This is a genomic window from Halosimplex halophilum, from assembly GCF_004698125.1.
Lineage (GTDB): Archaea > Halobacteriota > Halobacteria > Halobacteriales > Haloarculaceae > Halosimplex > Halosimplex halophilum.
This window is the reverse complement of the sequence record NZ_ML214297.1, coordinates 140,078-163,139: the sequence shown is the minus strand read 5'-3', so window position 1 is coordinate 163,139 and position 23,062 is coordinate 140,078. Positions and strand designations below refer to the sequence as shown.

26 protein-coding genes and 2 pseudogenes are annotated in these 23,062 nt (G+C 67.8%); 5 read left to right on the top strand and 23 right to left on the bottom strand.

The annotated features are described in order from the left end of the window. The first annotated feature begins 1 nt into the window (after position 1). The 3 genes from E3328_RS00905 (at position 2) to E3328_RS00895 (ending at position 2,073) form a co-directional block, all read left to right on the top strand. Positions 2-466, top strand: coding sequence for an arsenate-mycothiol transferase ArsC (locus E3328_RS00905; RefSeq protein WP_135362753.1), 465 nt, complete (start codon positions 2-4; stop codon positions 464-466). Positions 467-539: 73 nt separating this feature from the next. Then, positions 540-1,040, top strand: a complete 501-nt coding sequence (locus E3328_RS00900; protein WP_135362752.1) for a DUF7321 family protein — start codon at positions 540-542, stop codon at positions 1,038-1,040. Positions 1,041-1,098: 58 nt separating this feature from the next. Then, positions 1,099-2,073 carry a D-2-hydroxyacid dehydrogenase gene (locus E3328_RS00895; protein WP_135362751.1) on the top strand — a complete coding sequence of 325 codons (975 nt, stop codon included), beginning with the start codon at positions 1,099-1,101 and terminating at the stop codon, positions 2,071-2,073. Between the two features lie 43 nt (positions 2,074-2,116). On the opposite strand, the gene E3328_RS00890 is transcribed toward E3328_RS00895, so the two are convergent. The 23 genes and pseudogenes from E3328_RS00890 to E3328_RS00780 form a co-directional block, all read right to left on the bottom strand. Continuing rightward, complete coding sequence (locus tag E3328_RS00890) at positions 2,117-2,506, bottom strand: hypothetical protein (protein WP_135362750.1); 390 nt, start codon at positions 2,504-2,506, stop codon at positions 2,117-2,119. A gap of 109 nt (positions 2,507-2,615) precedes the next feature. Next, entirely contained in the window at positions 2,616-3,764 is a 1,149-nt protein-coding gene (locus tag E3328_RS00885; RefSeq protein ID WP_135362749.1) for an SPFH domain-containing protein, read from the bottom strand. Between the two features lie 111 nt (positions 3,765-3,875). Next, positions 3,876-4,502 (bottom strand): annotated as a pseudogene (locus E3328_RS00880) (DUF6663 family protein); the annotation flags it as partial. 36 nt (positions 4,503-4,538) lie between these two features. Then, complete coding sequence (asd, locus tag E3328_RS00875; RefSeq protein ID WP_135362747.1) at positions 4,539-5,576, bottom strand: aspartate-semialdehyde dehydrogenase; 1,038 nt, start codon at positions 5,574-5,576, stop codon at positions 4,539-4,541. Between the two features lie 136 nt (positions 5,577-5,712). Beyond that, positions 5,713-5,904 (bottom strand): 30S ribosomal protein S17e, encoded by a 192-nt coding sequence (locus tag E3328_RS00870; protein WP_135362746.1) that lies wholly within the window; start codon positions 5,902-5,904, stop codon positions 5,713-5,715. An 80-nt stretch (positions 5,905-5,984) separates the two neighbouring features. Beyond that, positions 5,985-6,704, bottom strand: coding sequence for an SOS response-associated peptidase (locus tag E3328_RS00865; protein WP_135362745.1), 720 nt, complete (start codon positions 6,702-6,704; stop codon positions 5,985-5,987). Positions 6,705-6,749: 45 nt separating this feature from the next. Continuing rightward, positions 6,750-7,058, bottom strand: a complete 309-nt coding sequence (locus tag E3328_RS00860; RefSeq protein ID WP_135362744.1) for a hypothetical protein — start codon at positions 7,056-7,058, stop codon at positions 6,750-6,752. 343 nt (positions 7,059-7,401) lie between these two features. Next, positions 7,402-9,156 carry an archaellar assembly protein FlaJ gene (flaJ, locus tag E3328_RS00855; RefSeq protein ID WP_135362743.1) on the bottom strand — a complete coding sequence of 585 codons (1,755 nt, stop codon included), beginning with the start codon at positions 9,154-9,156 and terminating at the stop codon, positions 7,402-7,404. Then, positions 9,156-10,832, bottom strand: a complete 1,677-nt coding sequence (locus E3328_RS00850; RefSeq protein ID WP_135362742.1) for a type II/IV secretion system ATPase subunit — start codon at positions 10,830-10,832, stop codon at positions 9,156-9,158. Before E3328_RS00850 ends, flaJ begins: the two co-directional genes overlap by 1 nt. A gap of 21 nt (positions 10,833-10,853) precedes the next feature. After that, positions 10,854-11,615 (bottom strand): archaellum protein ArlH, encoded by a 762-nt coding sequence (locus E3328_RS00845; RefSeq protein WP_135362741.1) that lies wholly within the window; start codon positions 11,613-11,615, stop codon positions 10,854-10,856. Then, positions 11,612-12,073: an archaellum stator protein ArlG gene (locus tag E3328_RS00840; RefSeq protein WP_135362740.1), complete on the bottom strand. Its 462-nt coding sequence runs from the start codon at positions 12,071-12,073 to the stop codon at positions 11,612-11,614. Before E3328_RS00840 ends, E3328_RS00845 begins: the two co-directional genes overlap by 4 nt. Before the next feature lie 66 nt (positions 12,074-12,139). Beyond that, positions 12,140-12,607, bottom strand: a complete 468-nt coding sequence (locus E3328_RS00835) for an archaellum stator protein ArlF (protein WP_135362739.1) — start codon at positions 12,605-12,607, stop codon at positions 12,140-12,142. Continuing rightward, positions 12,607-13,035 carry an archaellum stator protein ArlF gene (locus tag E3328_RS00830; protein ID WP_135362738.1) on the bottom strand — a complete coding sequence of 143 codons (429 nt, stop codon included), beginning with the start codon at positions 13,033-13,035 and terminating at the stop codon, positions 12,607-12,609. Before E3328_RS00830 ends, E3328_RS00835 begins: the two co-directional genes overlap by 1 nt. After that, complete coding sequence (locus E3328_RS00825; RefSeq protein ID WP_135362737.1) at positions 13,019-14,671, bottom strand: FlaD/FlaE family flagellar protein; 1,653 nt, start codon at positions 14,669-14,671, stop codon at positions 13,019-13,021. The genes E3328_RS00830 and E3328_RS00825 overlap by 17 nt, the downstream gene beginning before the upstream one ends. Before the next feature lie 240 nt (positions 14,672-14,911). Beyond that, positions 14,912-15,433 (bottom strand): chemotaxis protein CheD, encoded by a 522-nt coding sequence (locus tag E3328_RS00820; RefSeq protein WP_135362736.1) that lies wholly within the window; start codon positions 15,431-15,433, stop codon positions 14,912-14,914. Positions 15,434-15,436: 3 nt separating this feature from the next. Beyond that, the gene (locus E3328_RS00815; RefSeq protein WP_135362735.1) at positions 15,437-16,651 is read right to left on the bottom strand and encodes a chemotaxis protein CheC; all 1,215 of its coding nucleotides are present in this window, start codon (positions 16,649-16,651) and stop codon (positions 15,437-15,439) included. Beyond that, positions 16,648-17,007, bottom strand: a complete 360-nt coding sequence (cheY, locus tag E3328_RS00810) for a chemotaxis protein CheY (protein ID WP_135362734.1) — start codon at positions 17,005-17,007, stop codon at positions 16,648-16,650. The genes E3328_RS00815 and cheY overlap by 4 nt, the downstream gene beginning before the upstream one ends. Before the next feature lie 137 nt (positions 17,008-17,144). Next, on the bottom strand, positions 17,145-17,720 hold the full coding sequence (locus E3328_RS00805; RefSeq protein ID WP_135362733.1) for a DUF7500 family protein: 576 nt from the start codon (positions 17,718-17,720) through the stop codon (positions 17,145-17,147). Positions 17,721-17,778: 58 nt separating this feature from the next. After that, positions 17,779-18,456 carry an archaellin/type IV pilin N-terminal domain-containing protein gene (locus tag E3328_RS00800; protein WP_135362732.1) on the bottom strand — a complete coding sequence of 226 codons (678 nt, stop codon included), beginning with the start codon at positions 18,454-18,456 and terminating at the stop codon, positions 17,779-17,781. Positions 18,457-18,707: 251 nt separating this feature from the next. Continuing rightward, positions 18,708-18,983 carry a DUF7521 family protein gene (locus E3328_RS00795; RefSeq protein ID WP_135364633.1) on the bottom strand — a complete coding sequence of 92 codons (276 nt, stop codon included), beginning with the start codon at positions 18,981-18,983 and terminating at the stop codon, positions 18,708-18,710. A 144-nt stretch (positions 18,984-19,127) separates the two neighbouring features. Then, complete coding sequence (locus E3328_RS00790; protein WP_135362731.1) at positions 19,128-19,463, bottom strand: ArsR/SmtB family transcription factor; 336 nt, start codon at positions 19,461-19,463, stop codon at positions 19,128-19,130. Positions 19,464-19,630: 167 nt separating this feature from the next. Further along, a complete protein-coding gene (locus E3328_RS00785; protein ID WP_135362730.1) occupies positions 19,631-20,356 on the bottom strand; it encodes an RAD55 family ATPase in 726 nt (241 codons plus the stop codon). Positions 20,357-20,543: 187 nt separating this feature from the next. Continuing rightward, a complete protein-coding gene (locus E3328_RS00780) occupies positions 20,544-20,993 on the bottom strand; it encodes a chemotaxis protein CheW (protein ID WP_135362729.1) in 450 nt (149 codons plus the stop codon). 188 nt (positions 20,994-21,181) lie between these two features. On the opposite strand from E3328_RS00780, the gene cheB reads away from it, so the two are divergent. Continuing rightward, positions 21,182-22,291 (top strand): chemotaxis-specific protein-glutamate methyltransferase CheB, encoded by a 1,110-nt coding sequence (cheB, locus tag E3328_RS00775; protein WP_135362728.1) that lies wholly within the window; start codon positions 21,182-21,184, stop codon positions 22,289-22,291. Then, a pseudogene (locus tag E3328_RS22880) lies at positions 22,292-23,038 on the top strand (Hpt domain-containing protein); the annotation flags it as partial. Positions 23,039-23,062 lie beyond the last annotated feature (24 nt).

Sequence of the window (23,062 nt, the reverse complement as noted above, 5' to 3'; positions counted from 1 at the left end):
GATGTCAACCGAATCCGAATCCACCGACCCGACCCGTATCGCCTTCGTGTGCGTCCAGAACGCCGGCCGCTCGCAGATGTCGGCCGCCTTCGCCGAGCGCGAGCGCGACCGCCGCGGCCTCGGCGACCGCGTCGAGATCCTGACCGGCGGCACCCACCCCGCGGACCGCGTCCACGACGGGGTCGTCGACGCGATGGCCGAGGTCGGCGTCGACCTCTCCGACCGGACGCCGCGGGCGATCACGGCCGAGGAACTGCGCGCCTGTGACTACGTCGCCACCATGGGCTGTTCCACGCTCGACCTCGGCGACGCCGAGGACGACGTCGACGTGCGCGACTGGGCGCTCGACGACCCCGACGGGGAGGACCCCGAGCGCGTGCGGGAGATCCGCGACGAGATCGAAGACCGGGTCGCCGCGCTGTTCGACGAGTTCAGCGACGCGGGCGACGGACCCGGCGGATCGTAACCAGACCGGCGTCGCCGCGCGCGATCGCCGCGCTTTCGGCACGTTTTAGCGCGACTGGCCGAAAGCGTACGCTATGGTCACGGACAGGGTGATCGCGACGGTCGTGCTGGTGGCCGTGACGGCGAGTTTCCCCTGTTTCGTCTACGGCGCCTGGTACATCATCGAGACCGAGCCGGTCACCTGGTCGGTGCTGATGCACCACCTGAAGTTCGTGGTGACGGGGCTGGTGCTGACGACCGTGCCGATGCTCGTCTGGATGGCCCCGCGCCTGCTGAGCCAGTTCGGTGGCTTCGCGATGGTCCACGCCTTCCTCGGCGCGCAGGCCTACGCCATGCTCGCGTTCGGCTTCACGGGGATCGTCCGCATCTTCACCGCCAAGCGGCGCCACGACCTGTACAACGACTACGACGAGGACGTGCTCCTCGACGAGATCGGCGGCGACCAGATGGACCACTGGCGCAGCCGCCTCCGGATCGGCGTGTTCGGCTACGTGTTCTTCTGGATCCTCGCCTACGGCGCCGGGTTCGCCCGCTACGTCCTCCGCTACGACGTGCTTGGAGTCGTCGGGGTCTGAAGCGGCGGCCTCCGACCGGCGGCCGGTTTTTTGCCCGCCGCCCTCGAACGCGTCTGGCATGACCGACGAGGCGACCGCCGACGCGCCCGACGTGCTGGTCCTGCGACAGAACATCCACGGCATCCCGCCCGAGTCGTACGTCGCGGCCCTGCGCGAGCGGCTCCCGGACCGCGAAGTAGGATACGCCGCCACGCCCGACGAGGAGCGCGAACTGCTCCCGGACGCGCAGGTCCTCGCGGGGTTCGAACTCGACGAGGAGCGCCTCGACCGGGCGGAGAACCTCGAACTGTTCGCCTGCTCGTACGCCGGCGTCGACCACCTGCCCCTGGAGGCGTTCCGCGAGCGCGGCGTCGCCGTCACGAACGCCTCGGGCGTCCACGGCCCCAACATCGGCGAGTACGCCCTCGGCGCGATCCTCTCGTTCACCCGCGGCTTCCTCGAATCCCGGCGCCGCCAGCGCCGCCGCGAGTGGCGCTCCCACCAGGCTCACGAACTCGCCGGCAGCACCGTCGCCGTCGTCGGTATGGGCTCGATCGGCGAGTCGGTCGTCCAGCGCCTCCGGGGGTTCGAGGTCGACACCGTCGGGGTGCGCTACTCCCCCGAGAAGGGCGGGCCGACCGACGAGGTGTACGGCTACGACGAGATCGCCGAGGCCGTCGCCGACGCCGCCTACGTCGTCCTCGCCTGCCCGCTGACCGACGAGACCGAGGACCTGGTCGACGAGGAGGTGTTCCTGACGATGCCGCCCGAGGCCGTCCTCGTGAACGTCGCCCGCGGCGGCGTGGTCGACACGGACGCCCTGGTCGACGCGCTCCGGTGGAACTCGATCCGCGGCGCCGCCCTGGACGTGACCGACCCCGAGCCGCTCCCGGAGGACCACGAGCTGTGGACATTCGAGAACGTCCTGATCACGCCGCACAACGCCGGCCACACCCCCCAGTACTTCGAACGCCTCGCCGACATCGTCGCCGAGGCCGTCGCCACCGCCGAGGAGTCCGGCGAGTGGGCGGACCTCCCGAATCAGGTGGTCTGAGGGGGTCCGAGCCCGACCCGGGACTCCGAGGCGGGGAACCCGGTCAGCGGGCGCCGTCGGCGGTCGACTCGCGGTAGCCGTCCCGCGCCTCGACGAACTGGTAGCCGACCGCGACGACGGCGGCGGCGAACCCCAGCAGCGCGTCGGACGCGAGCGGCCCGATCGTGACGGGGTCGGTGAGGACGGTCAGCGCGGCCAGCGACAGGACGGCCGCGACGGCGGCGACGAATCGCCACCGCGCGGCGACGGGGACGATGCCATCCTCCCCGCGCCAGGCGAGATACAGGTGTGCCCCCGCCAGGACCGCGCCGTTGTAGCCGACGAGAACCAGGGCAGTCACCGCCGGGTCGGAGGGGAACTGCGTCACGGCCGCGAGCCCGGCGAGCGCGAGCGCGACGACCGTCAGGTGGACGGTCGTGTCTCTGGAGACCACAGTCCGTCATCCGTCCGGTCGGAGGATAAGCCTTGAGGTGCCGGCGCGGCCGGGGTCGGCGGGTCGCACGGGCGGAAAATCGACGGCCGCCCGGAGGCTGCGCCCGCGGTTACTCGCGTTCCTCGACCGGCTCGGACCTGCTCGCCCGCGCGTCGTCGCCCTCCTTGATCGCCCGCGCCTCCTCCTCCATCGCGTCGATGTCGACCTGCGCCTCCTCGTCGATCTCCCCGATGATCTCGGCGATGTCGTCGAGACCGAGCAGCTCGCGCGTCTCGGCGTCGAACCCCTGGCTGTCGAGGCTCCCCTGCCCGTCGGCGCCGGCCGCGTCGCGCACGTCGCTGCCGGAGAGGTGTTTGCCGTAGCGGCCGACCAGCGAGGTGAGCTCCTGGGGCATGACGAACGTGGTCGACTCGCCCTGGCCGATGTTTTCGAGCGTCTCCATCCCCTTGTCGACGATGGCGCGTTCGCCCATCGACTCGGCGGACTTGGCGCGCAGCACGGTCGAGATAGCGTCACCCTGCGCTTCGAGGATCTGCGACTGTTTCTTCCCCTGGGCGCGGACGATGTCGGACTGTTTCGCGCCCTGGGCCTGCTCGATGGCCGAGCGGCGTTCGCCCTGCGCCTCCAGAATCATGGCGCGGCGCTTGCGCTCGGCGGAGGTCTGCTGCTCCATCGCCTGCTTGACGCCCGCGGCGGGGTTGACCTCGCGGACCTCGACGCTCTCGACGCGGATCCCCCACTCGTCGGTGGGTTCGTCCAGCTCCTCGCGGATGCGCTCGTTTATCATCTCCCGCCGGGAGAGCGTGTCGTCGAGTTCCATGTCGCCCAGCACCGCGCGCAGCGTCGTCTGCGCGAGGTTCGAGACGGCCCGCTTGTACTCCTCGACCTCGAGGAACGCCTTCTTGGCGTCCATGACGCGGACGTAGATGACCGCGTCGGCCGTGACGGGGGAGTTGTCGCGGGTGATCGCCTCCTGCTGGGGCACGTCGATCGTCTGGGTGCGCAGGTCGAAGGGGTAGGTCCGGCTGACGAAGGGCGGGATCACGTGGATCCCGGGCTCCAGCAGTCTGCGGTACTCGCCGAAGACCGTCAGCGCCTCCTTCTCGTAGGCCTCGACGATCTCGACCGCCGAGTAGACGGCCGCGACGGCGAGCAGGAGGAGCAATCCCCCGATCACCGTCAGCGGCGAGATACCGGGCAGCGACTGGAGGGGTGTGGCGGAGCCAGCGAGGGCGGCTCCGGCGGACGGGACACTCATACGTATGCTAGTGCGTTACAGACGGATAAGGTGTCGCACCGACGGACGTTCGCAGTGGGGTGTCGGAACAGCAGCGGCGACGGCGCGGGACGGCCCGGGTCGCCGCGGTGCTCAGACCAGCGGCTCGTCGGGGTGGTCGCGCTCGTAGGTCTCCCGCATCGTCTCGGCGAAGCGGCCGCCCTTCGAGAGGGTGATCGTGACGACCGTGAACTCGCCGTCGGCGGGGTCGAGGACGAACACCTCGCGGGGTTCGGGCTCGTCGGGGCCGTCGTTGACCCGGTCGACCAGCGGTTCGACCGGGCGGGCGCCCGACCGGAACTCGTCGAACACCGACGGCTGGCCCGGGTCGGCGAAGACGTAACAGACGCCGTTGACCGCGTTGTCGGTGTTGTACGTCTGGGTGGCGTTCATCCCCTCGCCCGCGGCGCGGGTCTCCTCCCAGAGGCTCTCCGCGACCTCGAAGACCGGGTCGGCGTCGGCGACGTAGGTGTAGAGCGTCGGTCGCTGCACCGACAGCGTGCGGACCGTGGGCTCCTCCGAGCCCCAGTCGAGGCCCGCGTCGACGAGATAGCCGGGTCGGAGGTCCGCGACGGGCGCGTCGTGGCCCTCGCGGGGGACGGCGACCGTCTCGTAGGTCTCGCGGTCGAGAAAGCGCCACCGGTCCTCGTCGCCGGGCAGCACGCGGTAGGTCCCCTCGTCCATACCCGCGGTAGGTGGACGGACGGGAAAACGTCGTCTATCTTCGACAGGGCGTCGCCGGCGGGAGCCGACGAGTTACAGGTACCCGGAGTCGACCAGCAGTTCGCCGTTCAGCACGCTCGCGCCGGCCGCGCCGCGCAGCGTGTTGTGGGCGAGGCAGTTGAACTGCAGCCCGTGAGAGGTCTCCTGAACGCCGCCGACGGAGACGGTCATGCCGTCGCCGAGGTTCCGGTCCATGCGGGGCTGGGGGCGGTCGGGCTCGTCGAACACCTCGATGAGCTGGTCGGGCGAGCTCGGCAGGTCCAGCGAGGGGTACGACTCCATCGCGTCCTCGGCCTCGGAGGGAGAGATGTCCTCGGCGGTGTCGGCCCAGACGTTCTCCAGGTGGCCGTCGATGGTCGGGATGCGGTTACAGGAGGCGGCCACATCGGCGTCGTGCCAGTGGACCTCGGCGCCGTCGAACTCGCCGAGCAGCTTCCGGGACTCGGTCTCCATCTTCCGCTCCTCCTTGCCGATGTGGGGGATGGCGTTGTCGATGATTTCCATCGAGGAGACGCCCGAGTAGCCGGCGCCGGAGACGGCCTGCAGCGTGGCGACCTCGATGCGTTCGAGGCCGGCGGCCTCGTCCAGCGCCGCCAGCGGCGGGACCATGGTGATCGTCGAGCAGTTGGGGTTCTTGATGAGCGCGCCGTCCCAGCCGCGCTCGTCGCGCTGGACCTCGATGAGGTCCATGTGGTCGGCGTTGACCTCCGGGATGACCAGGGGCACGTCGTCGTCCGAGCGGGCGTTCGAGGAGTTCGAGGAGACGACGTAGCCCGCCTCGCAAAAGTCGGGCTCGACGCGCTCGCCGACGCTAGAGGGCAGCGACGAGAAGATCAGATCCACGTCGTCCGGGACCGCGTCGGGCTCGGTCGCCACGACCTCGGTCTCGGCCACGTCTTCGGGGATCGGCGTGTCGATGCGCCACTTGCTGGCCTCGCGGTAGCTCTTGCCGACGCTCGACTCGCTGGCGGTGAGCGCCGCGATCTCGAAGTCCGGGTTCGGGTCGACGAGCTGGATGAGTCGCTGCCCGACCGCGCCGGTCGCGCCGAGGATGCCTACGCTGACAGTCATTGATCCGGGATAGAGAGACCGCCCTTCAAAACTGTTTGGATACGTCTACCACGGTCAGGGTCTATCATTGCCGATCGCCGGACGACGGGGGCGCCGCTCCGTGGTCACGCGACGCGGAGAGAGAGGAGAGAGCCGCCTACGCCTCGACGGTCTGGCCCTGCTTGCTGGTGACGTAGCCGGCGATGCGGTTCCGGACGCCCTTCGACTCGACGTTCGTGAGTTCGGTGACGACTTCCTTGTTGTGCTCGAAGTCCTGACCGAAGGCGTTGGGATACCGCTCCATCAGCAGCGTCGCCGTCTTCTTGACGTAGGCGGGTTTGATAGCCATACCGACCCGTTGTCCGGTCGCGCCCTAAAAGGATTCGAATCGGCGCCGGTCGCGACCCCGACGTGGCCGGCCGCTCGGGTTCACCCGCCGACTTCGACTTCTTCGAGCACCGCGGGCGTGTCGTTGGCGGGGTCGTTGACCGCCGTCGACACCGGATAGGTCCGTATCTGCTCGGCGGGATAGGGATCCAGCAGCGACTCGACCTCGTCGGGGTCGCCGGTGAGCCACGTCTCCTCCTCGTCGCGGTCGAGGATCACCGCCATCCGGTGGTGCAGGTCCGCGATCGTGTCGTTCGGTTCGGTGGTGAGTACCGTGAACGTCTCGACCGGGTCGGGGGCGGCGTCCGGAGCGGAGCCGCCCCCGAAGTCGGCGAGGCCGGTCTGCGTCTGTGGGGGCGTCCACCGCTCCCAGAGTCCGGCCATCGCGAACAGCTCGTCGTCGCCGACGGTGACGCGGTAGGGCTGTTTGCCGCCCCCATCGCCCCCCGTCTCGGCCCACTCGTAGAACCCGTCGGCGGGCACGAGACAGCGCCGCGACTCGTAGGCGTCGGCGAAGCTGCGCTTCTCTCGTACCGTCTCCGCGCGTGCGTTGATGAACTCGAACGCCGAGCGGTCGTCGGCCCACGCGGGGACCAACCCCCACTCCATGCGCTGGATGGTCTCGGGCTCGTCGCCGGTGATCACGGGGAGTTCCTGGCTCGGCGCGGCGTTGTAGCGGGGTTCGAACGCGAAGTCGAACGTCGCGTCGAACCGCTCCTCGACGTCGTCGGGCGGGGCGAACAGGCTGTAGCGGCCACACATGGCACCCGCTACGAGCGCCACCGCAATAACGGCACAGTCCGCCGGTCAGTCCTCGAAGAGCGCGGCGGCGAGGATGTTGGCGTCGGCGACGACCTTGAACGCCGCGCCGACGACCCCGCCGAAGAAGAAGGTCGCGCCGACGAGCACGATCCCCAGCCCGATGATCTGGCGGACGATCTGGGCGAGTCCGCCGATAAAGGGCGGGTTCACGAACATCGAGAGTCCGATCGGCAACAGGAGCGTCCCGACGAGATAGAGGATGATGAGCCGTCGCATCTCCGGGTGGAGCGCGTAGGCCACCGCGGAGTCGAAGTCGACGGGCGAGCGCGCGAGCGTGTCTTCCGGTTCTGCCATGGCACGGTGGTCGACCGGGGCCCGGATAGTTGTACGGGGCCGTTCAGGCGGTGCGGTCGCGGTGCCGGAGCGGTCGCGGGGTGGTCGCGGCGCGGAGCGGTGGCCGGGAGGCCGTCTCGTCGGCCGACCCGGGGAAAGGCAGGTGCCCGAGCATCCGCGCCGCAGGCGCGGTTCCCCGGACGCGAGGGAGCGTAGCGACCGAGTCGTCCGGCAGTCTCGTGAGGGTAGCGAACGAGACCTCGTCAGAGCTTGCTCTGACGGTGTTATTCCCCACGTTTTTTCGGCGGAGGACCCCCGCAGCGGGCCTTCGGCGCGCAAGGAGCTCTCCGCCGAAAAAGTGGGCTTATATTGCCAGGAACTGCGTCACCAGCCACTTCGTGGCGACGCCGGTGATCGAGCCGACCCAGGTGAGCGCGACGAAGTGGACGTAGGTGTTGATCTTGTGTCCGCCGTCGACGGTGCGGATCATCAGCGCCGAGAGCATCGCGCCGAACATGATGATGACGACCAGCAGGAACTCGATGAGCGGGATGTTGTACACCTCGGTATTGATGAGGCTGCCCACGTCGAAGTTGTCGGTGTTGGCCTGGAGGTCGAGACTCATCGAGGCGAGGATGTTGACGACCTGGAGGCCGATGAAGAAGGCGAACGTGGAGGCGGCGGTGATCCCGTAGAGGAGGCCGATCAGCGTGGTGGTCGCCTGCGTGCGGCGCTGGCGCAGCTGCTGGACCTCCATCATGTTCTCGGAGATGAGTTCGCCGAGCAGCTTCGGGTCGCCGCCCATCTCGCGGCCGATGAGGTACATCTCCGAGAACTTCTGGATGAGCGAGGAGCGACACTCGGCGGTGAAGTGGCGCCAGGCCTCGGTCGTCTCGATGCGCATGTTCAGCCGCTTGTAGAGGTTGTCGACGTTGTCGGTCAGCGGCCCGAAGTCCTTCTTGCGGAGCGTCTCCAGCACCGTCGAGGTGGTCGACTGCTTGGCGCCCTCCGTGGCGCCGAGCGCGCGGATGAAGCTGGGGAACTCCTCGTCGCGCGCCTTGATCTTCTTCTCCTCGGCGCCGACGACGAAGCCGGGGATGAGCAAGGGGAGCGTGGGGATCGCCGCGTAGAACGGCAGCGGGAGCGGGTCGAGGAAGAAGACCGCGTCGTCCAGCGTGACCGGCGAGACGCCGAGCATCCCGAGCAGGGAAAACAGGAGGAGGCCGACCGAGAGGGCGGTGCCGGCGACGGTGGCGTTGCGGATCTTCGACTCGACGGGCGAGTCCTTGTCCTCGGGGTGGTACCACAACGGGTCGTGGGGCGCCATCGAGCGGATGGCGAGGTAGAAGCCCGACTGGACGAACACGTAGAGGACGATGACGGCGCTGACGGTCATCGTCGGGTTCGTGCCCGTCAGGACCGGGAGGACGACCGCGAACACCAGCGCGAAGGTCATCGAGAGGATCATCGACAGATAGAGGTCCTTCATGACCTCCAGGTTGTCCAGCGTGCCCTGGTAGACGGTCTTGTAGTTGGCGATGATCTGGTCCTGCTCGGAGACGAGGTAGTCGTCGAGCGCCTGGCCGGCGCCGAGGGTGTAGCCCAGGCGGTCGAAGAAGTCGGAGACGACCTCGCTGGGGACCTGCTTGGCGCGGCGGCGGCAGGCGTCGTCCAGGCTCTGGTTCCAGGTGTCGACGAGTTCGACGACGCGGCCGATCTCGGCGGCCATCTCGCCGTACTGGTCCTGTTTGGAGAGCTGGCGGAACACCTCCATGCGGTCGATGTTCGTCGTCGAGAGGACCGTCATGTGGGTGACGACGAGGTGGAACTGGTTGTTGAGCTCCGCCCTGCGCTGGGAGAGCAGTATCTTCGGGTAGAAGACCGCCGAGGCGAACAGCAGGAACCCGAGCAGCGGGATCGGCCCGCGGATCAGCAGCGGGAGGTCCAGCAGCAGGCCGGCGCCGACCGTCGCGGCGAAGAAGACCACCGAGGGGACGAGGATGACGCCGAGGTACCGGTTCAGCGGCATCGGCATCTGCTCGTAGGCGTCGACGAGCCCCGCGAGGGCGGACGTGAGCGTGAGTTCGACCGTACCCGCGGATTCGTCTGCCGACGCCATCACTCGGTCCTGTGGATGTCGAAGGGGAGGCCCTCCACGCCGTCGCGCTGGAAGTCCTCGATCAGCTCGTTGACCTCGTGGTACCCCAGGATACCCTCCTGGATCGCGCGCTCGATGACGCTCGCACGGAAGTTCAGGTCGTCGTAGATGTCGCGGGTGTCCTCGTAGCCCAGCAGCGTCGCGATCTGCTCCTCGAGGACGAAGGAGTTGTTCATGCCCTGGAAGACGATCTCGTCCTCGACGGGGTCCCAGTAGAAGCTCTGGCGGGTGACGACCCCGTCCATCTCCTTGGAGTAGCCCTCGATCTCCTGGACGGAAGTCACCCGGCGAAGCACGTCGTCGCCCTGCTTGACGCGGTTCTGGAACAGCGCCACGTCGGCCACGTCCATGAACGTCTCCGGGACGTTGATCGGTTCGCCGGTGAACCGCTGGATCATCGAGACGATGTCGGAGGCGTGGAAGGTCAGCATCACCGGGTGGCCGGTCTGGGCGGCCTGGAACGCCATGCGCCCCTCCTCGCCGCGGACCTCGCCGACGATGATGTAGTCGGGGCGCGAACGGAGGGCGGCCGCGACGAGGTCGAACATGTCGACGCTGGAGCTCTCGTCGTCGCCCTCCCTGGTCAGGAGCTTCTGCCAGGTGTCGTGGGGCGGCAGCACCTCGGCGGTGTCCTCCGCGGTGTAGATCTTCGCGTCCCGGGGGATGAACGCCATGATGGAGTTGAGGGTGGTGGTCTTCCCGGACGCCGTCTCCCCGACGACGAAGACGGTCTGCTCGTTCTCCAGGCAGAGCCAGAGATACGCCGCGAGTTGGGGGCTCAGCGTCCCCCACTTGGTGATCTGGAAGATCGAGAGGGGCACCTCGTCGCCCTGGCGGATGGTCAGCGAGGGGCCCTTGACGGACACGTCGTCGGAGTAGATGAGGTTGAGACGCGAGCCGTCCGGCAGCGTCGAGTCGACGATGGGGTCGCTGTCGGAGACGGGGTCGCCGATGCGCTCGCCCATGTTCTTGAGCCACTGGTCGTACTCCTCGGGCGTGCCGAAGTCCACGGTGGTCGAGAGCATCCCGTAGACGGAGTGGTCGACGTGGCACTCGTGGGGGCCGATGACGTGGATGTCCTCGTTGGCCGGGTCTCGCATCACCGGCTCCAGGGGGCCGAGCCCGACGATGTCCCGATTCAGTCGGTAGAGGATGTTCTCGTAGGTCGACTCGGTGACCTCGACCTTCCCGAGGTTCGAGAGCTTGGAGAACCGCGAGAGGACGCCGCTCTCGTCGCTGGCGCCGCTCTTGACGGCGGTCGACTCCTGGAGCAGCTCCTCGATGCGGTCGTCGTACTCCGTGTCGCTGGTGGGGGCGGGCTTGTTGACGCTCTTCTGGAGGAGCTTGTTCCGGACCTCCTCGAAGACGACCGACTCCTCGTCGTCGAGCTCCGGCTCGATGGCGTAGTATTTCATGTCCTGGCCGATGTCGCCGTAGATGTGACAGAAGATCGGCCCGCCGACGGGGTAGAGGACGTTCGGCCGGTCGGACTCGTAGTCGTCGTCGGCCTCCTCGATGAACGTGGGGAACTCCCCGGTGATCTGCTTGAACTTCTTCAGGTGGTCCATCAGGTGCGGTCGGCGCGACGCGACCTGCCTGAGTTCGTCCGAGGGTTTGGGTCGTCCGTGGTCTGTCATGCTGTGCTCCTCCCTGGTGTGTTACGCGACGCTGCGCGATTCGATCACGATACCGGTCCCCGAGCGGACGGAGTAGCCGATGGTGTCGCCGACCTGTTCGCCCATGCCGGCAAAGCGGAGGACGCTGATCTGCCGTCGCACGTCGTTGCCGACCTCGATCATCTCCAGTTCGAGGAACACGTCGGCGATCGCCCGGAAGGGGCCGATGGCCTCCTCGTCCAGCGTCGAGGGGTCGACGGTCAGCATGATGACCTTCCCCTGGGAGATGATGTCCCGGAAGAAGGAGATGATCTCCAGGGCGGCCTGCCGTTCCTCGTTCTGGCGGACCAGCGCCTCGAACTTGGGGTCGTTGCGGAGGATTGCGTCGAAGGTGTCGATGATGACGACCTCCGACTCCCACATCAGCTCGGCCTCCATCAGCCGCTTGAGCAGCTCCTTGCGGTCGCCCTCGTCCTCGGAGCCGGAGAAGGTGTTCCCGTCGCCGATGTCGGCGTGGAGGAACAGGCAGTTCTCGTCCAGCAGGTGCTCGACCATGCCGTAGTCCAGCGAGTGCATCTGGTCGAGGAAGCTCCCGACCGTCAGTTCGGTCGAGAGCATCGTCACCGAGTGGCCCTCCTCGCAGAGGCCGTAGGCGAACCGCTGGCTGATGGCGGACTTGCCGGCGCCGTAGTCGCCCTCGACGAGGACGATGCTGCCCGGCGGGATGCCGCCGCCCAGCTCCTTGTTGATCCGGTCGCGCTCCTTCAGTCCCAGCGAGAACAGGTCGTTTGTCGCGATGCTCATGTGCGGAACTCGAACACCTCCTCGTCGCCGTTGACGACCACCTTCACGCGGTGGTCCTCGTTGACCGCGAGCGGGTCGTCGGAGCGGTCGATCACCAGTTTCAGGACCGACCCGGGCCGCCAGGACGGCCCCTCGCCGTACAGCGACACGGTCACGTCCGTCTCGAACTGGCCGTTGACGAAGACGTTGACCGCGCCCGGGTCGGCCGGTAACGTCTCCGATCCCGTGTTCTTGACGTGGAGCGTGACGTTGTCCGTGGTGTCGTCGTAGACGTTCGACGAGCCGCTGTCGCTGATGATCTCGACGTCCGTGCGCACGTCCTGGCTGACCTGCAGCCCCTGGTCGTCGATGGCGTTGCTCAGCTGGCCGACCGTGTCGGTGAACACGCCGGCCACGCTGGCGGCGACCAGCATCGAGGCGATGAACAGGATCATGTGGGAGACGGAGACGCTAGCCACGCCGGACCACCTCCGCGCCGGTCGGGCGGGCCGGCTGCCGGGCGGAGTCGACCGCACGGGGGCTCGCTAGCACGAGGCGGTCACCCCCCGCGTGGCGGCGACGCCGGGCCCGGAGACGACCTTGACCGACCGGGGCGCCGCGTCGAGGCCCGTCTCCTCGACCGTGAGGCGCTCGCCCGGGAGCCAGAGATCCGTCCCGGGCTCCGACCCGTTGGCGGTCCCGTCGACGACGGCCGCGCCCGCCCAGCCGGTCCGGTAGCCGTTGTCCAGCAGCAGGTCGGTGTCGCTCAGCAGGAGCTCCGTCGACCCGGTGTTGTTGACCTCGACGCGGATCCCGCAGGACGGGTCCGTGACCACGTCGAGGCCGGTGATCGCGATATCGGAGTCGGCGATCCCGTCGATCCGGTCGGACTCGGCGGCCCGCGCGTCGTGGAGCCGCTCGCCGGCGTTGGCGACGCTGCCGTAATACGCCGAGAGGGCGACGAACAGCCCCAGCAGGACCACGACCAGCGACCCGCTGACGGAGAAGCCCATCAGGCGACCACCTCCGTACCCGAGACGCCGTCTTCCGTGGCGAGCTTGACCCGGCTCGGCGTGTCGCCCGTGGCGATCTCGACGGTGAGCTGTTCGCCCGGCAGCCACAGGTACGTCCCCTCGTCGCCGTCGACGGTGGCGTTCGCCCGCCAGCCGGTCTCGTATTCGTTGTCGACCAGGATGTCCGTGCGGTTGAGCGACAGCGCCGTCGAGCCGTCGTTGGCGGCCTCGACCGTGAGCGTCCCGTCGACGTACGTCGCGGAGAGGGCGACCGCCGTGTTCTGCTGGTCGAGCAGGCGGTCGGCCCTGTCGCTCCGGGCCTCCGAGACCCGCTCGAAGCTCTCGGAGGCCGCGCCGTGCCACATGCCGAAGGCGATGAGCAGGCCGGCGAACACCAGCGCCGCGGAGCCGCTAACGCTGAAGCCCATCGGCACCACCTCCCCGTGACCCCGCGAGTTTCGAGAGCGCGACGGACTCGGCGGCGTCGCCGTCGAGCTGGCTGATGTATCGCAGGCTCCGGGTGTGGTGGTCGATCGTGAGTCCGCCCTCGCCACCCGAGCCGTCGAACCCGCGCAGGTACGCCTGCAGGTCCTCGGCGACCGGCTCGGCCACCCAGTCGATCCGCTCGTAGTAGTCGATGGCCCGCGCCGTCTCGCGGACGCCCACCCGGTCGACGAGGTACTCCAGCCACTCGACGACGACGAGCTCGGCAGCGAGCCCCTCCGGCATCGTCGCCAGGTACGGCTTGCCGTCGGAGTCGCCCGCCGCCGCTTCGGCGGGCGCGTCCGCCGCGTCGCTCCCGGGCCGGGTGCCTGAGTCCGCGGTCGATCCCGGTTCCGGGTCCGCTGTCGATTCCGGTTCGGACTCCAACTCCGGCTCCGATTCGGTCTCGGCCGGTTCCGGCGCCGTCGCCGCCTCGTCGGTCGGTTCGGCGTCCGCCCCGACCCCGTCGTCGACTTCGTCCATTCCGTCGTCCTCGATGACCTCGTCGAAGAGGTCGTCGTCGGCCATGTCGTCGTCCGACTCCCCGTCGTCGAGGAGGTCGTCGGCGTCGCCGAGGTCGTCACCGAGCTCGTCGTCGCCGTCCTGCGCGTCCGCCTCGTCGTCTCCCTCTTCGAGCTCGTCGGCCCACTCGGCGTCGCCGGACTCGTACTCGTCTTTCAGTTCCGCGAAGGACTTGCCGCCCTCCCCGTCGGATGCGTCGCTCATGTCGTCGTTCCCTCCGTCGTCGCCCGCGTCGTCGAACTCGCCGTCGAGGTCGTCGTCGAAGTCGTCCGCCCCGCCGAAGTCGTCGCCGTCGTCGAGCGAGTCGTCGTCGAACGTGCCGCCGTCGTCCTCGAAACCGCCGAGGTCGTCACCGAGGTCGTCACCGAGGTCGTCGCCGCCCATCACGTCGTCGACGCTTCCCTCGGGGGCGTCGTCCTCGACGAGGTCCTCGTCGAAGAAGCCCTCGGCGTCGGCGTTGGCGATCTCGTCGTCCAGGTCCTCGTCCGCCTCCTCCTCGTCGCCGTCGTCGAACAGCCCGAAGTTCCCGCCGCCGCCCATGCCGCCCATCCCGCCGGGCTCCATGTCGTCGGCGAAGGGGTTGACCCCGCGGGTGACCATCTCGTAGATGTCCAGCAGCTTCCGGACGTTCTCCTCGACGTCGTCGACCGTCTCTGCGATCTGCTCGTTCTCGTTGCGGACGGTGTTGACCGTCGAGGAGAGGCTGCCGACCTCCGTCTCCAGCTCGTCGAGGCGGTGTTCGAGCTCGTCGGTGTCGGTGCCGCCGCCGTCGTCCATGTCGCCGAACTCGTCGTCGCCGAACTCGCCGAACTCGTCGCCGCCGTCGTCCTCGAGGCCGCCGAAGCCGCCGAGCTCCTCGTCGTCGCCGTCTTCGGTCATCAGGCCGCCGTCGGCCATGCTCTCGTCGTCCTCGTCGCTCCCGTCGCCGTCGCCGAAGATGTCGATCATCTGCCGGATGCTCATCCCGACGAGGCCGCTGGTCAACACGACCAGCAGTCCGGGGAGGGCGTCCGACGCGCCCGGCAGGGCCGGGCCCAGCGACTGAGCGACGGGACTCATTACGTGCGTAGGTCCGCCCTAACGCCCTTCAATGTACCGTTTCTGGTATCATTACTGATAACAGAGAGGTTAATTCCGCCATATCAGCGTTGAATCAACGCCGGAAAGGCGGAAAGAAAGGTCGGACGTAAATTTCGAGAAAGAAAGCGAGAAACGAGTGCGTTCCCTGGAGCCCCGGGCGCGCCCCCGTCGGACGCGCGTCGGACGTTCTCCCATCCTGCGGCGTGATCGTTCCTATCCCTACAGCGTGATCGGATCGCGGTTCGCGCTCTTGACGACGAGGTCGCCGGACCCGGTTTCGAGCCGCAGCGAGCGGCCGTGGTCGCCGCCGACGTCCTCGCCGACGACCGGGATGTCGAACTCGGCGAGGGTCCGTCGGCCCGTCTCGACGTTGCGGGCGCCGATCCCCGAGCCGCTCTCGGAGAAGTCGAGCATGTCGCTGCCGCCGGCGAGCTTCGCCGTCATGCGCTCGCGGTCGGCGCCCCGCCGCTCCATGTCGGCGACGAGCGCGCGGATCCCGGAGTCGGCGAACTTCGCCTGGTTGTCGCCCTCCATCTCGTCGATCGAGGGGAGCATCGCGTGGACGAGACCGGCGACGCCCGCCGCCGGGTCGTACACCGCCACGCCGAGGCACGACCCGAGCCCGCTGGTCGTGAGGTGTGCCTCCCCGTCGGCGACCTTCGACTCGGCGATGCCGACTTTCACCCGCTCGGGCCGCGTCGCGGGCTCGCTCTCGGTCGTCGTCCCGTCGTAGACTTTCATGTGTCAGAAGATCGTTTCCACGTCGGCCTCGGTCTCGTCCGCTCGTTCGACGAGTAGCTCGTCGAGCGCCTGCCGTAACTCCGTTTCGTTCGGAAGGGCGTGGATCTCGGCGCCGAAGGCGATGTCGTCGGTGCGCATCTCCGAGTCGATGATGAAGGCGTGCTCCTGGTGCTGACCGACCTGTGCGGCCAGGGGGTCGACGACCGCCCGGCCCATGTCGTGGACCAGCCGCGGGGGCGTGTGGTCGACCGAGGTCTGGAGCACGTTCGCCCAGCCGTCGACGAACCCCGAGGTCATGATGTTGCCCAGCTCCTCGATGGCGGCCTTGTGCTGGTCGGTCAGCTCGTCGGCGTCCATCTCGACGGGCATCATCGCCTCGGCGATGTGGACCGCCGACGCCTCGTCGAACAGGACGAGCAGGAAGCCGCTCGGGACGCCCGTGAACTCGACGACGGTCCCGACGTAGGTGTCGGTCCCGATCTGTTTGGGCACGTCCTCGATCGGCGCGAAACTGAGCCGGGTGACCTCCGCTTCCGTCTCGATCCCGGTCATCATCTCGACGTTCTCGGCGGCCTGCTGGGTGCCGTCCTTGGTCATCTCGTTGAAGACCTCGAGCTTGTCGACCGGGATGGCGTCGTCCTCGGTGTCGGCGGTGCGAGCCATCACGTCCGCGAGCGGGTCGTACTCGGGGAACATGTAGATGTAGAAGCTCACCGACTCGCCGACCCACTCGATCTCGCTCTTGAAGACGAACACCTGGTCGCGCTCGGCGCCCTCCGGGGGTTCCGGGAGCATCGCCGCCCCGTTGCCCGTCACGTACTCCGGCGGGGAGTGTTCGATGGTCGTCTCCAGGAAGTCCGCCCAGCCGTCGATGAACCCGCTCATCATGATGTTGCCGATCTCCTCGACGCTGGAGCGGGCCATCGCCTCGTCGTCGGCGCCGCCCGGCACCAGCGATTCGACGATCGTCTCGCTGCCGGCCCGGTCGAAGACGAGCACCGTGTCGCCGGCCAGTTCCCCGTCGAAGGCGAACTGGACGCCGACGTACTCCCCGTCGGCCAGCTGTTCGCCCACGTCCGCGCGGTCGACCAGCGTGATCTTCGTCACGTCGACGACGGCGTCCAGCCCGGTCATCTGACACAGCGACTGGGTGGCCTGTTCGGCGCCCTCGTGGGCCAGGCGGTTGAACGTCCCGAGCGACTGGACGTCGACCTTCATGACGGGACGACGTCCTCGATGGCTTCCATGACGCTCGGTTTCTGGAACGGCTTCGTGATGTAGCCGTCCGCGCCGGCTCTGACCGCCTCCTTCATCTTCTCTTCCTGGCCGACGCTGGTACACATGATGACGTTCGCGTCGGGGTTCGAGGTCTTGATCTCGTCGGTCGCCTCGATCCCGTCGCGGATCGGCATCACGATGTCCATCATCACCAGGTCCGGCTCGGCTTCCTTGTACGTCTCGACCGCCTCGACGCCGTTCTCCACCTCCCCGACGATGTTGTGGTCCTCCTCCAGAATCTCCCGCAGCAGGTTTCGCATGAACTCCGAGTCGTCGGCTATCAATACGTCTGACATGGGCCTAACACTCCACGTGTACTGTGAAACGGGAGATAAAGGCTTCCCGTAAATTATCGGGATTGATAGCACCCGGCGGCGGTCGGGTCGACCGCGGTCGGGCGGTCCGGCCGCGGCGAGCGCCGGGGCGGATCCGTTCAGATCCGGAAGCCGTCCTCGTCGCCGACGGCGGCGATGAGGTCCGCGATCGAGTCGTCCGGGGAGAGCTCGGTCGATTCGAGCAGCCGCCGGAGGCTGGAGGGGGGGTAGCGGACGGGGACGTTCGCCTCCATGAGCAGGATCCCCAGCACCTCCTCGACGGGCGTCTTGCCGTCGATCTGCTGGGCGTACCACAGGACGAGGCTCTCGAAGATCGTCACCACGTCGTTCGAGACCATCTGTCGCTGGCGGGTCGCCCCGTCGAACGTCGCCGTGATGTCGAAGCCGTACCGCGACCCCGAGTCGTCGAACTGGGTCGCGAGGAACTCGTGGACGGCCTCCTCGGTCAGCTCCGGCGCCGGTCCTGCGGCCGGTTCAGGTGTCGGTTCGGGGGCCGATTCGGTCGACGAGCGGTCGTCGACCGACGGCACGTCCCCGATGGGGTCGCCCGGGGAGACGACGTAGCGGCCGTCGTCTATCTCGGCGACGTGCTCGTCGTCGGTGATGTCGAGCTCGTCGGGCGAGAGGATGGGGCCGTCGTCCCCGTCGATCGGTTCGTCGTCGCCCTTGGCCATACGCTACTGTCCGCGATAAAAGGGTTTAGTTCCGTCGAATATCCGCTATCCGACAGGTTTAGAGCTGGACAGCTTCGGCGCCCGAGATCGTCTCGGGGACGGTCAGCTGTTCGCTCGTGGTCGCACCGGACTTGGTGGTGATCTTGACGTTGACGGACGCGCCTTCGGGGACCTGGTCACCGAAGAACGTATCGCCCTCACCGCTGCCCTCACCGGTCTGGCGACCCACCCGCGTATCGAGCGACGTGCGGTCGTCAGAGACCACGTCGTCGCGGCCGAGGTCGAAGACCATCACCATGCGGTCGTCGGGGTCGTTGAGGACCGGGTGTGACTGGTCCGCGTCCTTGAACGGGACAATACCGAAGTGGCCGTCCGCGCCGGCCGCGTCGACGCTGGCGTTGACCAGGTTGTACGTACCCGAGGGACCGACCCACTGGACGGTCGCGTTCTCGAGGTCGATGTTACTCGCCCCCGGGGACTTCTTCAGCGTCAGGTTCACGACACCGACCGACGAGTCGCTGAGGTTCGACCCCGTCGCCGCCGAGACCTGCAGCCGGTTGGTGACCTGCTGTCCGGACTGCTGGCCCGTCTCCTCTGATTTCGTCTGCAGGAAGCCCGCAGTGTTGATCAACACGCCCGCCGCGATCGCCGCCACCAGGACCATCGCGATGAACACGATGAGGGTCCCGATACCGACCTGCCCGCGGTCTCGTTCGTTGCGTTCGTTGTGTAGCATGGGATTCTCCGCCCGGGAGCCGTTCGCCGCCCCGGACTCTACTCCGAGGATTCCACGCTTCCATATTAAGGGTGATCCCCCAATTATCGATATTAAAATCAAGCCCTACCGGATCGCGGGACGTTTTCAGCGAGGAAAAATAGGCTTTAGATAGTTTATAGCTGCTGATTTGGAGGTATCGGGGTGGAAACAGGCGGTCGTCGAGAAGTCTAGTATTATTTGAAAATATGATAACGCTACCGCCCCGGCGCTCACTCGTAGGTGACCAGACTGTACATGACGAAGAGGTACCCGAAGGTCGTCAGCCCGCTGTTGACGAGCAGCAGCGACCGCGGGCCCGCGAAGCCGGTCAGGAAGGCGCTGATCATCGTCGCGGCGGCGCCGGCCACCGCCAGCGAGAACCCCAGCGAGAGGTGGAGCATCGCCCGTCGGGACGTCTGCACGTACGCGCGCATCGCCATGCCTACCATCGTCAGCCCGGCGACGACGAAGACGACCGTCGACACGGCGTAGAGTAGTTCGATCACTGTGACCACGTTGACTCGGGGTTCTCGACACCCCGTATTAAATCCACTCTCGAAAATATCCCTCGTGATAACGGGGCCGCCGACCCCGGCCGACCCGGCGACGGCACGCGGACGACACCGCTCTGCGACGCGCGCACGCCCGGACTAGCCTTCCGACAGGGTGCGCCAGGCTTCGTCGAGCTTGTTCGTGACCTCCGTCCGCTCCTCGACCTCGACGGTCAGCGACTCCTCGAAGTCGATGTGGACCTGGTCGACGTTGCGCCGGTACACCTTGATGCGTCGCCGGTCGTCCGAGAGGATGTTGTCGTGGAGTTCGAGCAGGTCGTGCTCGGTCAACTCGTCGATCCGGCGATAACAGGTGGCGATCGGGATCCCGAGTTCGTCGCTCAGCTCCTGGGCGGACTGGGGCTCGTCGGTCGCGTCCAGGATCTCTGCGCTGTATTTGTTCCCCAGGGTCTGGAGGATCTCGGCTGAAGCCATCCGTTATCAAAGCGTATATTCACCGCAGTATAAATCTATCGCTGCCAGTACCCGCCGCCTACCGGAGCGTGAGCGGGAGGGCGGATCCACACGAAACGGGCCCGAGACAGTTCACCGGACGCGTTTTCGAACGTAATAACCGGTTACGTTCGTGAGAACGGGGCCGGTCAGAGCGGGTTGTCGTCCTCGCTCATCATCGAGAACGCGCTGGCGTTCTGGTGGACGCGGATCCCGCCCTGGGAGATCTCCATCGGGAAGATGTCGGTCTCGATGTCCTGTTTGCGCATCTTCGCCACCCAGACGTAGCGGTTGACGCCCGACTCCGTCGGCGTCTGGATCAGGTAGATGTTCCCGTCGGTGAGGTAGTTCTCCAGCCCGATCTCCGTCTCCGGGAAGACCGCGCCCTGTTCGTTGGTCATCAGCGTCGTCAGGTCGTTCTGGCTCAGGATGTCCGTGAACTTCAGGAGGTAGGTGCGTTTCTCCTGTTCGGTCTCGAAGAAGAGCTCGAACATCGCCAGCGAGTCGAGCACGACCCGGTCGTAGTCGTTGTCCTCGAAGTCGTCCAGCAGGAGTTCCAGCGACGACGAGAAGTCGTTCTCGCGCAGCAACACCTTCTTGTCGTAGACCTTGATGTCGCCGTTCTCGACGTGCTCGCCCCACCTGTCGAAGCCGATCGACTCGGCGGCCTCCCGCAGGTCCTCCTCGTCCTCCTCGAAGGTCAGGTAGATGCCCTTCTCGTCGAACTTCTCGACGCCGTTGTAAATGAACTGCAGACAGAGGATGCTCTTGCCCGCCCCGGGGTTCCCGCTCACCAGGGTCGTCGAATTCTTGACAATACCACCGTTCAGGATCTCGTCCAACCCGTCGATTCCGGTTTTCGTTAGTTCGATCATGTCTTCCGTGGATCCTCGCGGCGCTCGGCTGGTGGAGCATCCGGTGTCTGTGGTAAAAAGTCTTGTTCATGCGATCAGTTGGCGAGCCGGGCGATACCGGAGATCGGACGGGGCGGCGGGAGGGATCGGCCGAGGGCGGTACGGTCTGCTTACCGGAGCGCGCGTCCGACGGCGCGGGCGCGGTCCGTCAGCCCGAGTGGACGGCCTTCGGGTCGACCCAGATGACGAACTCGTCGTCGCGCTTGACCACGCCGCGGATGGCGTCGGTGTCCCGCGAGGGGGAGTCGTCCACGTCCGACCCGTCGACCCGGACGACCTGATACACCTCGTCGACCAGCCAGCCGGCGGCGCCCCCGTCGTCGACGATCGCCGGGTCGAAGACGATGATCCGCCGCTCGGCGCCGTCGCCGTCGATACCGAAGACGACCTTCGGGTCGACGATCGAGGTCGTGCGCCCGCGCAGGTCCATCACGCCGCGGACGTGGGGCGGGGAGTTCGGGACCGTCGTCACCTCGCCGGCGTCGACGATCTCGGTGACGTAGTCGATGCTCACGCAGTAGGTCTCCGCGCCCAGCGAGAACTCCAGCACCTGTCCGTCCGTCGCCGCCGGGGCCGCGTCCTGAGTGCCTGATGCCATGTGTACCCGTTGCCCGAAAGAGCCCGCGACGGCGACTTAAGGGTGTCTCCCGGGTTATCATCGCTGATACGGCGGGCGGAGTCTTTATCCCGGCGCTGGCGCCACACGTGAGTAGGTATGGTGCCGGCTCCGGCTGGGTTCCGGCGACGCCGTTCGGGCCGCGCCCGAGCCGTCACCGGGGGCTCGATATGGTAGGTTCGCCGCGCGCGGTGGTCGCCGACGACTCGCATTTCATGCGGAGCGTCATCTCCGACATCCTGGAGGAGGGCGGCATCGACGTGGTGGCCCAGGCGAAACACGGCCGGGAGGCCGTCGAGGCGGTCGCCGAGACCGGCCCCGACGTGGTGACGATGGACGTGGAGATGCCCGAGATGGACGGCATCGAGGCGACGGAACGCATCATGGCGACCCGGCCGACCCCGATCCTGATGCTCTCCGCGCACACCGACGAGGACGCGGACGTGACCTTCGAGGCCCTGGAGAAGGGCGCCGTCGACTTCTTCCGCAAGCCCGGCGGCGAGGTGTCGATGGAGATGTCCCGCCTGCAGGACCAGCTCGTCGAGGTCGTCGGGTCCGTCGCGGCCGTCGACCCGACCGACACCTCGGACGTGGCCTCGGCCCGGACCGCCGGGTCGGGGGTTGATACCGGCGGCGCCGGCGCCGACGGAACGGCCGGAACGGGGACGAGCGACCCCGACACCGCGGCGACGGCGTACGTCGACAACCCGACCGTCGTCGTCGGCTCCTCGACCGGCGGACCGACCGTCGTCGAGCAGGTCCTCTCGGACCTGCCACTGGCGGCGGACCTGCGCGTGCTGGTGGTCCAGCACATGCCGAGCGGGTTCACCGGCCGGTTCGCCGAGCGCCTGGACGCCCGCAGCGAGTACGACGTGCGGGAGGCCGAGGACGGCGCCCGGATCGGCGGCGGCGAGGCGCTCATCGCCGCGGGCGACTACCACATGGAGGTGACCGGCTACCGGCGGGGCCGCCTGCGGATCGGGCTCACGCAGGACCCGCCGGTCAACAACGTCAGGCCCGCGGTGGACGTGACCATGGAGACGGCGGCCGAGCGGGTCACGGACCCCCTCGCCGGCGTCATCCTGACCGGGATGGGCGAGGACGGCGCGGCCGGTATCCGCGCCATCCACGAGGCCGGCGGCTACACCGTCGCTCAGGACGAGGCCACGTCCGCGGTCTTCGGGATGCCCAAGCGGGCCATCGAGACCGGCTGTGTCGACGGCGTGGCGCCGGTCAACGACGTTGCGGCGGCGGTACTCGACGCATTCGAGGTGACCTAAATGGACGACCAGTATCTAGACGCGTTTATCCGCGAGAGTGAGGAAGCGATCACCGACCTGAACAACTCGTTGCTCGACCTGGAGAGCGACCCGGACGACCAGGCCGCCATGGACCGGATCTTCCGGACGGCCCACACGCTGAAGGGCAACTTCGGCGCCATGGGCTTCGAGGACGCCAGCGACCTGGCCCACGCCATCGAGGACCTGCTCGACGCGATGCGCCAGGACGAGATGGCGGTCACCCCCGAGCGGATGGACCTCATCTTCGCCGGCGTGGACATGATCGAGGCCATCGTCCGCGAGATCGAGGCCGAGGGCGAGTCGACGACCGACACGACCGAGATGGTCAACCAGCTCCGGGCCGTCCTCGAGGAGAGCGACTTCGACGCCGAGTCCGGCGGGACGCCCGATCCGACCGCCGCCGACGGTGACGCCGTCGAGGGCCCCGCGGGAGCAACCGACGCGACGGACACCGACTCCGCCGCCGTCGAAGGATTCGACGTGTCGCCCGGCGACGCCGAGGGACGGGTCGTCCGCGCGGACGTGTCGGTCGGCGAGGGCGACATGCTCGGCGTCGACGCGATGCTCGCCCTCGACCGGATCACCGACGCGTTCGACCTGCTCGACGCCGACCCCGACCGCGAGGCCGTCGAGGACGGCGAGTTCGAGGACACCTTCGCGCTCGCGCTCGACGCGCCCGACGCGGACGCCGCCGCGGCCGAACTGGACGCCATCGGCGCCGTCACGGAGGCCGACGTGGTCGACGTGACC